This window comes from Neobacillus sp. S1115 (assembly GCF_055385565.1).
Map to the genome: position 1 here is coordinate 2111022 of NZ_AP038275.1, position 13233 is coordinate 2124254.

The following is a 13233-nucleotide window of genomic DNA, read 5'->3' on the forward strand; positions in this document are numbered from 1 at the left end:
TGCCAATGAATTTGTTTCATTGAAGGAGGCTTTAAATGATAGTTTTAATTTTGTTAACAATAATTGTATCATTTATTTTATATAGAAGATATTTTCCGGTTCTTGGTGTTCATTTTATCAATTTGAAGGATCTTAAAGATGATAATATAATGATAATAGATATTAGAGACTATAATGAATGTAATAACGATCCTATCAAAGGTTCAATTAATATCCCGATTGCCTATCTAAACAGAAATATAAACGAAATACCTGATGGTGATTTATATATAATCGCATCGAGTTCACTTGAAAAAAATGTTGGCGTTCGTTTTTTTAGACATAAAGGTTTTAGGGTTGTCGGATATTCCATTTCTGACAATAACAAAATTTCAATAGAGGAAAAATCTTTAAAGGTAGAAAATAATTGTTGTTAAAGGAGATAAGAACATGGACTATAATGATCAAATTAAAAATAGGGTAAAACGTATTGAAGGACAGTTAAGAGGAATTTTGAGAATGATGGAAGAAAACAAGGATTGTAAAGAGGTAATCACTCAGTTGTCTGCATCGAGAACGGCCATTGATCGGACAATTGGTGTTATTGTAAGTTCCAATTTAGTGGAATGTGTGCAAAAGGCGAATGACCAAGGAGAAAGAAGTATGGAAGAAATGGTAAAAGAAGCTGTCGATTTGCTTGTAAAAAGCCGTTAACCTAAGAGGAAAATACCATACCCAAAAAGGTGTTAATAAATATCTTGGAGGGTATATTATTTTCTTAAGGGAAATACCCCTTTCGGTATATATTAGGATAAATAATGGAGAAAACTCATTGTAAATAGGATAATATAAAGGGTTGACACCTGCTTTACCTTTATTTAATATTATACCCATTGGGGTAATAAAAAAACAAGAGGAGTGGTCATATGAATATAGATAAAGTATTAGATGCAAAAGGATTAGCATGTCCAATGCCAATTGTAAAAACAAAGAAAGCTATGAATGAACTTGAATCTGGTCAAGTATTAGAAATTCATACAACTGATAAGGGCGCAAAAAATGACCTAGCAGCCTGGGCTAAATCGACTGGACATGAATTATTGAAACATGAGGAAGAAGAGGAAGAAAATGAGGTATTAAAGTTTTGGATTAAAAAAGGATAATTTTTTTGATCTTTAAAATACCCGTACACGTAATGGTTTAATTAAAAAATTTACAATCAGGAGGTTGCTACATGACGGAAATGAAAAAAACAACGATTGTCCTATTTAGTGGAGATTATGATAAAGCAATGGCGGCTTATATTATTGCAAATGGTGCAGCTGCTTATGATCACGAGGTCACCATTTTCCATACGTTTTGGGGACTAAATGCTCTTCGTAAAGATGAACAGATTCCATTGAAAAAAGGGTTCATGGAAAAAATGTTCGGAAAAATGATGCCTAGAGGAGCAGATAAAATGGGACTATCCAAAATGAACTTTGCTGGTTTCGGTCCTAAAATGATCAAAGATATTATGAAAAAGCACAATGCTCTGCCACTTCCGCAGTTAATCGAAATGGCCCAAGAACAAGATGTAAAATTAGTGGCTTGTACAATGACAATGGATTTGTTAGGTCTTCAACAAGAAGAATTATTGGATAACATTGAATATGCCGGTGTTGCAGCGTACTTAGCGGACGCTGAAGAAGGCAATGTGAATTTGTTTATTTAACAAAAGGGAAGGAATCTTTCCCTTTCAATATGACAGGTGGATGACCACCTGAGAAGGAAATGTGTGGGAAAAATTTTTTTGATAAAATAATACCCTTATTGGTATATATTTAGGAGGTCTTAAGATGGAGAACATGAAAGCTAACGTTATTTTGGACGCTAAAGGTTTGGCATGTCCAATGCCAATTGTTAAAACCAAGAGAGCAATGAAGGAATTAGAGGCAGGTCAAGTATTGGAAGTTCAGGCAACAGATAAAGGATCCAAAGCGGATATAAAGGCTTGGTCTGAAAGCACAGGGCATCAATATTTAGGCACGTTGGAGGAAGGAGAAGTATTAAAACATTATCTGAGAAAGTCGTCTGGTGATGAAATAATTGAACATAAACATCCGCTTGTAATTAGCAACGAACAGCTAGAAGCGAAGCTTGAGAATGAAAACATCGTGGTACTTGATGTCAGAGAAACGGCAGAATATGCCTTTAACCATATTCCAAACGCTATCTCCATCCCTTTGGGTGAATTGGAAGAGAGATTAATAGATTTAAACAAAGAGGATAAAATTTATATCGTCTGCAGAACAGGAAACCGCAGTGATATGGCAGCACAAAAGCTGGCGGAAAAAGGATTTGCAAAAGTTTTTAATGTGGTTCCAGGAATGAGCCAATGGAATGGAAAAACTACAGGTTTAATCAAAAATTAGGAGGAATTAACAATGAATAAAAAAGTAGCAATTATTGCAAGTAATGGCGGTTTATTTGATGCCTATAAAGTGTTTAATATCGCAACGGCAGCCGCTGCAACCGATCAAGAAGTAGCGATTTTCTTTACATTCGAAGGATTAAATTTAATCCATAAAGAAGCAAACAAAAAACTCCCAATGCCGGAAGGGAAAGAACATTTTGATGAAGGCTTTGCAAAGGCGAATGTTCCATCCATTCCTGAATTATCTGCTATGGCGCAAGAAATGGGTGTTAAATTCATTGGCTGTCAAATGACAATGGATGTGATGGGTTTAGCAACAGAAGATTTTGTTGATGGAATTGAGGTAGGCGGAGCCGTAACGTTTTTAGAGTTTGCTAAAGACGCGGATGTCACTCTAACGTTCTAATATTTTTATTTGAAAAATACAGGCTCAAGAACTGGAAATCGGACCATACCGTTGTGCGGTCCACCATGCAGAATAACAAGGAGGAATAGAATAATGAATGCGAATAAAGTTTTAGATGCAAAAGGGTTAGCATGCCCAATGCCAATTGTAAAAACGAAAAAGGCAATGAACGAACTTGAGAGTGGTCAAGTGTTAGAAATACATGCAACTGATAAAGGGGCAAAAAATGACCTCGCTGCGTGGGCAAAATCTGGCGGTCATGAATTAGTCAAGCATGAAGAAGAGAACGGTATATTAAAGTTTTGGATTAAAAAGGGATGAAAATAAGAGGAACCATTTTTGGTTCCTTTTTTTAAGGAGGAGGTCAACATGGATATTGGTTTTATAATCACGATCTTCCTAATTGGATTTGTAGGCTCATTTATTTCTGGAATGTTAGGAATAGGCGGTGCCATCATCAACTTTCCGATGTTGTTATATATTCCGGTCATGTTAGGAGTAGGTCATTTTACAGCACATGAAGTTTCCGGAATCACCGCAATCCAAGTGTTCTTTGCCACCATTGGAGGGGTTTTAGCTTACCGTAAAAGTGGATATTTGAATAAAACTTTGATTGCCTACATGGGTACTAGTATATTAATTGGAAGTTTTATTGGAGGATTCGGCTCCACACATATGCCTGAAAGCAGAATTAATATCGTTTATGGGGTTTTAGCACTAATTGCCGTTATTATGATGTTTGTCCCGAAAAAGGGATTGATAATATTCCTCTGGAACAAGTTAAATTTAACAAATGGCTGGCAGCACTATTTGCCTTTATCGTAGGGATTGGGGCAGGTATTGTAGGGGCAGGAGGAGCCTTTCTGTTAGTTCCGATTATGCTTGTGGTGCTAAAGATTCCTACAAGAATGACTATTGCCTCTTCTTTAGCGATTACGCTCATTTCATCGATTGGAGCCGTTTCGGGAAAAATCTCTACGGGGCAAGTGGAAATCCTCCCTTCACTAATCATGGTAGTTGCCAGCTTAATTGCTTCACCATTAGGAGCGAATGCTGGTAAAAAGATCAATACGAAAGTTCTGCAAATCATTATGGGTATCTTAATATTCGCTACGGCAGTGAAGACATGGATGAATATTTTATAAGCTGAGGTACTATTAAAATATTAAATAAACGATAAAGAGGGGAAGGAGGCTAGGCAATGAGATATAAATCAGATGATTCTACTGGGTTAATAAAGCATCCCGAATGGATACAGAATTATGTTGATTCGACTGAAAAGCAACAAAATTTATATAGACGGACGTTTATCATCGTTGTCCTTTCACAAATTTTTGGCGGTGCAGGGCTTGCCGCAGGTATAACCGTCGGAGCACTTCTTGCTCAGCAAATGCTTGGAACGGATATTTTTTCTGGAGTTCCGACTGCACTATTCACTTTGGGTTCTGCTGGAGCAGCACTATATGTGGGGCGGCTTTCTCAGCGGTTTGGCCGTAGATCAGGACTAGCAGCAGGTTTCCTTGCTGGGGGTATCGGAGCAATCGGGTAGTCATTGCAGCAGTAATGAATAGTATCGTCCTTCTTTTTATTTCTCTATTAGTTTATGGCGCTGGAACAGCTACAAACCTACAAGCTCGCTATGCAGGTACCGATTTGGCGAATGCGAGACAGCGAGCCACTGCTATCAGTATCGCCATGGTATCAACCACATTTGGTGCTGTTGCGGGACCCAACGTGGTTGAAATCATGGGTCAATTTGCTATAAAAGTTGGAGTCCCTGCACTCTCTGGTCCTTTTATTTTAGCAGCTACAACCTACATTCTTGCCGGAATGGTGCTTTTAATTTTCCTGCACCCAGATCCTCTTATCATTGCCAAAGCGATTGCAGAGGATCAGAGAAAAAACAAAAGTAATTTATCTAATGAGAGCGATAACATTCTTAGATTTTGCTAAAGATGCAGATATAACTTTAACATTTTAATTAATAATAGTTTTTTTATCTAAAAAATATGGAGGATACATCATGGTTCAAATTTCACAGGCTGCAATATCCATAATTACAAAAGAAGTTCAAGATCTTCTTGATGAAGGAATACTTCCGCTAATCCGATTATCTATGGGTATTGGTTGAGGGGGGCCACAGCTCCGTCTGGCTCTGGAGGAGTCAGCATTAGAAAGTGATGCAATTACAGAATACAATGGAATACAGTTTTTGGTTAATGAAAGAGACAAGGTTTATTTTGAAAATGTCACGATTGATTACACCAAGACTTTCTTTGGTGGAGGGCAATTTACTGTATATCCAATTTAAAAAGGGCTAAAAGCCCTTTTTTTTATTTAAGTGGCTGGTAAAAATATTTTAAAGAGTCAAAATAAGAATCCATCTCAAACTTATTTAAGAGATATGTAATTTGAGTTCTGGAGAATTAAAGCATATAATTCCAATAGAAATAAACTGAATGAAATGGAGTATTGATATGAAATTATACAATTCTATTTTAGAACTGATTGGTCATACCCCGATTGTAAAGTTAAATCATTTACCCAATCAGGAAGGTGCTTCTGTTTATGTTAAATTGGAATCCTTTAACCCAGGAGGAAGTGTAAAAGACCGTGCTGCTTTTAACATGATTATGCAAGCAGAAAAAGATGGGAAAATTACTCCTGGCAAAACCGTTATCATTGAGCCGACCTCTGGTAATACGGGAATCGGTTTAGCCATGGTGTGTGCCGCAAGGAAGTATCGTTGTATTATTACAATGCCAGGTAATGCCACAGAAGAGAGAATTAAAATTTTAAAAGCATATGGTGCAGAAGTGCATTTAACTCCTTCGGAAAAAGGCATGCGTGGAGCGATTGAAGAGGCTTATCAAATTGCAGAAAATATTCCTGACCACTTTATTCCGATGCAATTTGAAAACCCTGCCAATTCAGATGCTCATCGTGATACTACAGCGATTGAAATTTATGAATCATTTCAAGGGAATTTAGATGCCTTTGTTTGTACGGCTGGAACAGGCGGAACCGTTACTGGCACTGGTGAAGTGTTAAAAGAAAAAATACCAAATTTAAAGATTTATGTCGTTGAACCTGCCGGGTCTCCTGTTTTATCGGGAGGTTGTCCAGGGCCGCATAAAATCCCAGGTACAGGTCCTGGTTTTATTCCTAAAATTCTAAATCAATCCATTTATGATAAGATTTTATTAATTGAAGATAAAGACGCCCAGAACATCGCACGCCGTGTAGCTGCCGAAGAAGGAATTTTAGTCGGAGCCTCCGGGGCAGCATCCATTTACTACGCTTTAGAAATTGCCAAAAAGCTTCCTTCTCACGCGAATGTTTTAGCACTGGCTCCCGACACTGGTGAACGCTATTTATCATCTGACTTGTTCCCAATTTAAAAAATGATATTGTCTGAAAAGCTGCTTCGGCAGCTTTTTATTTTTCTGCGAAGAACCACATAGCACTTAATGTCAGTGATCGGGTCAAAAGATTTTGCATGGTGGATGTCGACTCCTAATATAGTGCCTGTTTCCTTTATTCAAACATTCGGTGCATTTGGTGGTGTCCTGGTAAACTTCATCCTAGTTGCCATTTTATTTTTCATAGTTTATTTGATTGAAAAGCGGCGAAATGGAAAAGTGGAGCCGATGTTTAAAAAGGGACCCTTTAAATGGGAAATTGTGTTAAAAGGACCATGGACATGGGTTGCTGGAGGCCTTGTGCTAGCAGTTGGGCACTTTATTCTCCTTCTTGTTTCTGGATTCCGAGAGAATAGGCTCCTAAAAGGAAAATCCCTTGTGATAAAGTGTCTGAGGAACTTGCCAATAATAATATCGAAGATAGGGCTAGACCAACGCAGATGGCTGGACTGCTAAAATTTAAATTATTAATGAAGGAAAAAAATTCAGTCCGAGCACCAATCCTTTAAGTGTCATTATGGTTTGGCATTGTTAAGGTTTGATTAAGAATAAAATTGTAAATGTTATATTGGGTTTTTGCATGATATATAGAAAAGATAACACTAGGAGGTTGAACAATGAATCAATGGAATACTCGTTTTCAAGCCGAAAATTATGTTTATGGGAAGGAACCCAATATATTTTTGGCAGAAATGCAGAAAAAACTTCAATTGTCAGGTAACGCTTTGTGCATCGCTGAGGGTGAAGGACGCAATGGGGTTTTTCTAGCGGAACAAGGAATGTATGTGACAGCATGGGACTATGCGGAATCGGGTTTGAAAAAAGCGAAAAACCTTGCTGAAGAACGTAGAGTTCAAATTAAAACTGAACTTGTCGATTTAAACGAAGTAACATGGAAAAAAGACCATTGGGATGAAATTGTATGTATCTTTGGTCATTTTCCAGAGGAATTGCGAAAAAAAATACTTCTCGGGGTAAAAGAAGCCGTTAAACCAGGTGGGTATTACATAACGGAAGTATATTCACAAAAGCAGATTCCCTATAATAGCGGGGGACCGAGAGATTTAAACTTTTTATATACTCCTGAGGAGTTTTGGCAAACCTTTGCTGATTGGCGTATTCTTCATTTTTTTATTGGTGAGGCTGTTCGTCACGAAGGGGAATTGCATAATGGTTTGTCTCATGTCATTCAGTTCGTTGGGCAAAAACCAAGTATTCTGGCAAATTAATTATTACGGCTGCAGGGTGTTAAAAACAAAATGGCTTTAAGGTGAAAAATATGGTAGGAGGTATGTTGGCATGTAATGATTATTTTGAAAAATAATAACTTTGAAAGGAGGGCGAAGTAATGGAGGTTACTGTTAATAAAGTGTTAGATGCGAAGGGCTTGGCTTGTCCAATGCCTATTGTCAAAACGAAAAAAGAAATGACCACGCTCGAGCCGGGGCAAGTCATGGAAATACAAGCAACGGACAAAGGTTCAACTGCTGATATGAAAGCATGGGCTCAAAACACGGGCCATCAGTATTTAGGCACCATTGAAGAGGGGAGTGTTTTAAAGCACTACCTCAGAAAAGCCAGTGTGGAAGAAGAAAAACCGGAAACAACACACCCGGATGTAGTCAATTTGGATAACCTTTTGAAAAAAATAGAAGGAAATGAGAAAATTACCGTTTTAGATGTACGAGAGCCAGCAGAGTATGCTTTTGGACATATTCCTGGTTCTACTAACATACCGCTTGGGGAGCTGGAACAGCGTTTTGAGGAATTAAATAATGCTGAAAATCTTCACATTATTTGCCGGTCAGGAAATCGAAGCGATCTTGCTGCACAAAAACTGACGGAAAAGGGATTAAAAAACATAAAAAATGTAGTAACCGGTATGAAAGATTGGACAGGTCCTATCGAAAAAAACCACTAATAAGGAGGAAAAGGAATGAAAGTAGCAATTATTGCTGCTAATGGCGGTATGTTTGATGCTTACAAGGTCTTTAATATTGCAACAGCTGCTGCTGCAACAGATGCAGAAGTTGGGATATTTTTTACATTTGAAGGGCTTAACCTGATTCATAAGGAAGCACATAAAAATTTACCTATGCCTCCTGGCACGGAACATTTCCAAGAAGGATTTAAAAAAGCTAATGTTCCACCTATCGATCAACTCGTTTCTATGGCTAGCGAGATGGGGGTAAAGATGATTGCCTGCCAAATGACGATGGATGTGATGAGCCTGGAAAAAGAACATTTTGTTGAGGGTATTGATGTGGGTGGAGCTGTAACGTTTTTAACCTTCGCAAAAGATGCAGACGTTACACTAACCTTTTAGGGGGAGGAGGTTAATTATGACTACCGAAACAGCTGTCAAAACGATTTCGGCAAAAGAGCTCGCAAGAAAGGTTATAAGTCATGAAGATTTATTCATTTTAGACGCTCGAAATACAGATGATTTTGATGATTGGAAAATTGAGGGGAAGAATGTCGAGATTATTAATGCTCCTTATTTTGAATTATTAGAAGGAATTGACCCCATTAAAGATAGGTTGCCAAAAAACAAGGAAATTTATGTAATTTGTGCGAAGGGTGGATCCTCAGAGTTTGTCGCTGAGCAAATTGCCGAAGCCGGTTTTACTAATGTTTACTCGATTGAAGGTGGTATGAAAGCGTGGAGTGAACATTTAGAGCCAATAAAAATCGGCGATTTAAAAAATGGTGGAGTTATTTATCAATTTGTTCGGATTGGAAAAGGTTGTTTGTCTTATTTGATTGATTCAAACGGGGAAGGCGCCATGATTGATACAAACCGGATGCTGGAACCATACGAAACATTTATAAAAGAACACAATATTAAACTAACACATGTTTTAGATACTCATTTACATGCCGACCATATTTCTGGAGGAAGAAAACTTGCTGATAAAATGGGTGCAACCTACTATCTTCCTCCCAAAGATGCGACAGAAGTCATTTTTGAGTACCAGTCGATCCATGATGGAGACGAGTATAAGGTCAGTAGTACAACGATTAAAGCAGTGTATTCACCAGGGCATACGATTGGAAGTACATCCTTCGTCATCGATGACCAATATTTGTTAACAGGGGATATTTTGTTTATCGATTCTATTGGCCGTCCTGACTTGGCTGGAAAAGCTGAGGATTGGGTAGGAGATCTACGAAACACTTTATATAAAAGGTACAAAGAGCTTGCGGATGATTTATTAGTTTTGCCGGCTCATTACATGGGAATAAACGAAATGAACGACAATGGAAGCATCTCTGAAAAACTTGGTGTGTTATACAAACAAAACCATGGATTAAATATTTCAGATGAAAATCAATTTAGAAAGACCGTTACTGAAAACTTACCGCCGCAGCCCAATTCCTATCAAGAAATTCGACAAACCAATATGGGTAAAATCACCCCGGATGACGAGCAGCAGAGGGAAATGGAAATTGGACCTAACCGTTGTGCTGTAAGATAAGGGAGTAGACAAGTCTAATCAAGCTGTTACTAAAAGACGAGGAAGATAATGGTGCCTTTAAAGTTTGGTTGAAAAAAGGATAAAAAAACGAAGGTAGCGATAATCCGGCTACCTTCTATTTTAAATTTTATTAGCTTGCATTACTTTCAATATATGTTTCAAAAGCGGGATGAAATTCTTTTTTATAATGATTGTCAGGACACGATTTAATGACAACAGATTTTAATATATTTGAATGTTGAGTTTCCAACACTTTATGGCATTTAGGACAATGTTCAATAAATAGACGTTTTAAAAAATGCATACCCAGCCTCCTATTCCTCTAATTCCTATGTTTATACTATGAATTATAAACTTTTTTCGTAAATTTTCAATAGATTTAAATGAAGAAACAAAATTACAGTTGACAATATACCCTGTTGGGTATAATATATAACTTGTCAATGCTTGAATAAACGCTTGTTAATTCCAAACAGAAAAATGCAGTCAGAGGGGAGGTAAACCGGGGAAGAGAGCATGAAAGATTTAGTAATTGCTAGTAAAAAGTCGATAAAAATGGGTGGTCACCCACTTTTATTTTTAATATAATTATACCCACTGGGGTAATCAAAACATTCCCCAGATATACAAGGAGGAAACAAAAATGGAATATGTAAATTATCTTATCATTGCGGTGCTGTTGTACTTTGTGATTAAACGCTTTTTGCCAACAAAAGGTGTTAACAATATTTCTACAACAGAATTAAAAGCTGAATTAAATGACAAAGGCAAACAATTTGTTGATGTCCGCACACCAGGCGAGTTTAAAGGAAACCATATTAAAGGTTTTAAAAATATCCCTCTTCAGCAGCTTGCGCAAAAAGCAGACAAAGAACTTTCAAAGGATAAGGAAATTGTTGTTATTTGCCAAAGTGGGATGAGAAGCGGGAAGGCTAGTAAGATTCTTAAAAATATGGGATATAAAGTAACGAATGTCAGAGGCGGCATGAGTGCTTGGTCTTAAACACTTAAACTATATTGAAGGAGGACTATTAAATGAAACAAATCACAGTAAAAGAAGTTGAAACATTATTAAACGAAGGAAAGAAATTAAATATTATAGATGTACGTGAGGTGGATGAGGTTGCAGCTGGTAAAATTCCAGGTGCCGTAAACATTCCATTAGGATTAGTTGAATTCCGTTTGCATGAATTAGATAAATCAAAAGAGTATATTATGGTATGCAGTTCAGGTGGCAGAAGCGGTCGTGTTACACAGTTTCTTGAAAGCTATGGATTTAACGTGATCAACATGGCTGGTGGAATGCTTGCGTGGGAAGGGAAGTAGAATAAATTTTTTTAACTATAATAATACCATAGGGGGTAAAAAGAAAATGGCAGTAAATGTGATGACTTCACAAGAAGTTACGAAAAGAGTTTTTAATAAAGAAGAAATGTTTATTTTGGATGTACGTAATGAAAGTGATTTTAACGATTGGAAAATCGAAGGTGAAAACTTTGCGTATTTAAATATTCCTTATTTTGAATTGCTTGATGGAGTGGAAGAAATCCTTGATCCAATTCCAACTGATAAAGAAGTTTTAGTGGTTTGTGCAAAAGAAGGATCATCAGTGATGGTAGCAGAAATGCTCTCAGATGCCGGGTTAAATGTTTCATACCTTGAAGGTGGAATGAAAGCGTGGAGTGAACATTTAGAACCTGTTAAAGTGGGCGACCTAAATGATAGCGGCGAAATTTATCAATTTGTTCGAATCGGAAAAGGTTGTTTATCCTACATGGTGGTATCAAACGGCGAAGCAGCACTAATCGATGCAACACGTATGACCGAAATCTATCTTGATTTTGCTGAAAGCATCGGTGCCAATATTACACACGTATTTGATACGCACCTCCATGCAGACCATATTTCAGGAGGGCGTCAAATCGCCGAAAAAACAGGTGCCACTTATTGGCTGCCGCCAAAAGATGCAACAGAAGTAACATATGATTACCAACCATTAGAAGACGGAAATAACGTAACAATTGGAAATACTATTATTAATATTCACGCATTGTACTCTCCAGGTCACACGATCGGATCTACTTCCTTTGTAGTGGATGAAAAGTTTTTGCTATCAGGCGATATCTTATTCATTGATTCCATCGGAAGACCTGACCTTGCAGGTTTGGCGGAAGACTGGGTTGGAGATTTAAGAGAAACTCTTTATAAACGTTACAGAGAATTATCAGAAGAGCTCATCGTCCTTCCAGCACACTTTATGATTATTGAAGAATTAAATGATAACGGCAGTGTTGCTGAAAAATTAGGAACATTGTTTGCCAAGAATCATGGACTAAATATTGAAGACGAAAATGAATTCAGAAAAATGGTAACGGAAAACCTGCCTCCTCAGCCAAATGCGTATCAAGAAATTCGCCAAACAAACATGGGAAAAATCAATCCAGACATCGACAAGCAACGTGAAATGGAAATTGGACCTAACCGCTGTGCAGTTCGATAAAGTTGGATTAAAACGTTAAAATAAAGGGAACCAGTATAGGTTCCCTTTATTTTAAAAGGAGGATACCATGGATATTAGCTTTATCATCACGATCTTCCTAATTGGATTTATTGGATCATTTATTTCAGGGATGTTAGGTATTGGCGGTGCGATCATCAATTTTCCAATGTTATTGTACATTCCAGTTTTACTGGGGGTAGGCCATTTTACAGCCCATGAAGTATCAGGAATTACGGCGATCCAAGTGTTTTTTGCGACAATTGGGGGTGTCTTGGTATACCGTAAAGGAGGATTCCTAAATAAAACGTTAATTGCCTACATGGGAATCAGTATTTTGATTGGAAGCTTTATTGGAGGCTTTGGCTCGACTCATATGCCGGAAAGCGGAATTAATATAGTTTATGGAATTTTAGCATTGATTGCCGTCATCATGATGTTTGTTCCAAAACGAGGAATTGATGATGTTCCTTTAGAACAAGTAAAATTCAATAAATGGCTTGCAGCCTTCTTCGCCTTTGTCGTCGGAATATGTGCAGGTATCGTTGGTGCTGGGGGGGCATTTCTGCTCGTTCCAATCATGCTGACTGTACTAAAAATCCCGACTAGAATGACAATTGCTTCTTCCTTGGCCATTACACTTATTTCATCTATTGGAGCTGTTACCGGAAAATTTACAACAGAGCAAGTCGCCATTCTGCCTTCCATTATCATGGTTGTTGCCAGTTTAATTGCTTCTCCAATTGGCGCGAATGTTGGAAAAAGAGTAAATACGAAAGTTTTGCAAATTGTTATGGGCCTTTTAATATTAGCTACCGCAATAAAAACATGGATGGAAATTTTATAAGCTGCTTTTATACTTGAAATGGCAGTTGAATTGGATGTTCAATTTTATGTGGTTGATATAGATATTAAGGATTCTGCCAAATTTATTTATCATGCAGAGCAAGTACCTATCAAATGGGTCTTAAATGAGGCAGCTACCGCAGACCTTTTTGTTTATTTTTAAATTTATGGAGGAATCATCAAAAGCA

General features: G+C 37.5%; 17 protein-coding genes and 2 pseudogenes. All 19 read left to right on the top strand.

The window, feature by feature from the left end:
* The first annotated feature begins 35 nt into the window (after positions 1-35).
* Positions 36-416 (top strand): rhodanese-like domain-containing protein, encoded by a 381-nt coding sequence (locus tag ACZ5B7_RS10355; protein WP_213140709.1) that lies wholly within the window; start codon positions 36-38, stop codon positions 414-416.
* 13 nt (positions 417-429) lie between these two features.
* Positions 430-693 carry a metal-sensitive transcriptional regulator gene (locus tag ACZ5B7_RS10360; protein WP_213140708.1) on the top strand — a complete coding sequence of 88 codons (264 nt, stop codon included), beginning with the start codon at positions 430-432 and terminating at the stop codon, positions 691-693.
* A 212-nt stretch (positions 694-905) separates the two neighbouring features.
* Positions 906-1142: a sulfurtransferase TusA family protein gene (locus ACZ5B7_RS10365; protein WP_464493644.1), complete on the top strand. Its 237-nt coding sequence runs from the start codon at positions 906-908 to the stop codon at positions 1140-1142.
* 71 nt (positions 1143-1213) lie between these two features.
* The gene (locus tag ACZ5B7_RS10370) at positions 1214-1693 is read left to right on the top strand and encodes a DsrE/DsrF/DrsH-like family protein (protein WP_464493645.1); all 480 of its coding nucleotides are present in this window, start codon (positions 1214-1216) and stop codon (positions 1691-1693) included.
* Between the two features lie 124 nt (positions 1694-1817).
* Positions 1818-2393 carry a sulfurtransferase TusA family protein gene (locus ACZ5B7_RS10375; protein ID WP_464493646.1) on the top strand — a complete coding sequence of 192 codons (576 nt, stop codon included), beginning with the start codon at positions 1818-1820 and terminating at the stop codon, positions 2391-2393.
* A gap of 12 nt (positions 2394-2405) precedes the next feature.
* Positions 2406-2801, top strand: a complete 396-nt coding sequence (locus ACZ5B7_RS10380; RefSeq protein WP_464493647.1) for a DsrE/DsrF/DrsH-like family protein — start codon at positions 2406-2408, stop codon at positions 2799-2801.
* A 93-nt stretch (positions 2802-2894) separates the two neighbouring features.
* Positions 2895-3122: a sulfurtransferase TusA family protein gene (locus tag ACZ5B7_RS10385; protein WP_464493648.1), complete on the top strand. Its 228-nt coding sequence runs from the start codon at positions 2895-2897 to the stop codon at positions 3120-3122.
* 48 nt (positions 3123-3170) lie between these two features.
* Positions 3171-3946, top strand: a pseudogene (locus ACZ5B7_RS10390) (sulfite exporter TauE/SafE family protein).
* A 56-nt stretch (positions 3947-4002) separates the two neighbouring features.
* A pseudogene (locus tag ACZ5B7_RS10395) lies at positions 4003-4739 on the top strand (MFS transporter); the annotation flags it as partial.
* Between the two features lie 539 nt (positions 4740-5278).
* Positions 5279-6202 carry a cysteine synthase A gene (cysK, locus tag ACZ5B7_RS10400; RefSeq protein WP_464493649.1) on the top strand — a complete coding sequence of 308 codons (924 nt, stop codon included), beginning with the start codon at positions 5279-5281 and terminating at the stop codon, positions 6200-6202.
* A gap of 105 nt (positions 6203-6307) precedes the next feature.
* Positions 6308-6679: a hypothetical protein gene (locus ACZ5B7_RS10405; RefSeq protein ID WP_464493650.1), complete on the top strand. Its 372-nt coding sequence runs from the start codon at positions 6308-6310 to the stop codon at positions 6677-6679.
* Positions 6680-6840: 161 nt separating this feature from the next.
* On the top strand, positions 6841-7452 hold the full coding sequence (locus ACZ5B7_RS10410; RefSeq protein WP_464493651.1) for an SAM-dependent methyltransferase: 612 nt from the start codon (positions 6841-6843) through the stop codon (positions 7450-7452).
* 119 nt (positions 7453-7571) lie between these two features.
* Entirely contained in the window at positions 7572-8144 is a 573-nt protein-coding gene (locus tag ACZ5B7_RS10415) for a sulfurtransferase TusA family protein (RefSeq protein WP_464493652.1), read from the top strand.
* Positions 8145-8159: 15 nt separating this feature from the next.
* Positions 8160-8549, top strand: a complete 390-nt coding sequence (locus ACZ5B7_RS10420) for a DsrE/DsrF/DrsH-like family protein (RefSeq protein ID WP_464493653.1) — start codon at positions 8160-8162, stop codon at positions 8547-8549.
* Between the two features lie 16 nt (positions 8550-8565).
* Positions 8566-9702 carry an MBL fold metallo-hydrolase gene (locus ACZ5B7_RS10425; RefSeq protein WP_464493654.1) on the top strand — a complete coding sequence of 379 codons (1137 nt, stop codon included), beginning with the start codon at positions 8566-8568 and terminating at the stop codon, positions 9700-9702.
* Between the two features lie 643 nt (positions 9703-10345).
* On the top strand, positions 10346-10705 hold the full coding sequence (locus ACZ5B7_RS10430) for a rhodanese-like domain-containing protein (protein ID WP_464493655.1): 360 nt from the start codon (positions 10346-10348) through the stop codon (positions 10703-10705).
* Positions 10706-10737: 32 nt separating this feature from the next.
* Entirely contained in the window at positions 10738-11028 is a 291-nt protein-coding gene (locus tag ACZ5B7_RS10435; RefSeq protein ID WP_464493656.1) for a rhodanese-like domain-containing protein, read from the top strand.
* Between the two features lie 46 nt (positions 11029-11074).
* The gene (locus ACZ5B7_RS10440; protein WP_464493657.1) at positions 11075-12202 is read left to right on the top strand and encodes an MBL fold metallo-hydrolase; all 1128 of its coding nucleotides are present in this window, start codon (positions 11075-11077) and stop codon (positions 12200-12202) included.
* Positions 12203-12269: 67 nt separating this feature from the next.
* On the top strand, positions 12270-13046 hold the full coding sequence (locus ACZ5B7_RS10445; protein WP_464493658.1) for a sulfite exporter TauE/SafE family protein: 777 nt from the start codon (positions 12270-12272) through the stop codon (positions 13044-13046).
* Positions 13047-13233: the final 187 nt, after the last annotated feature.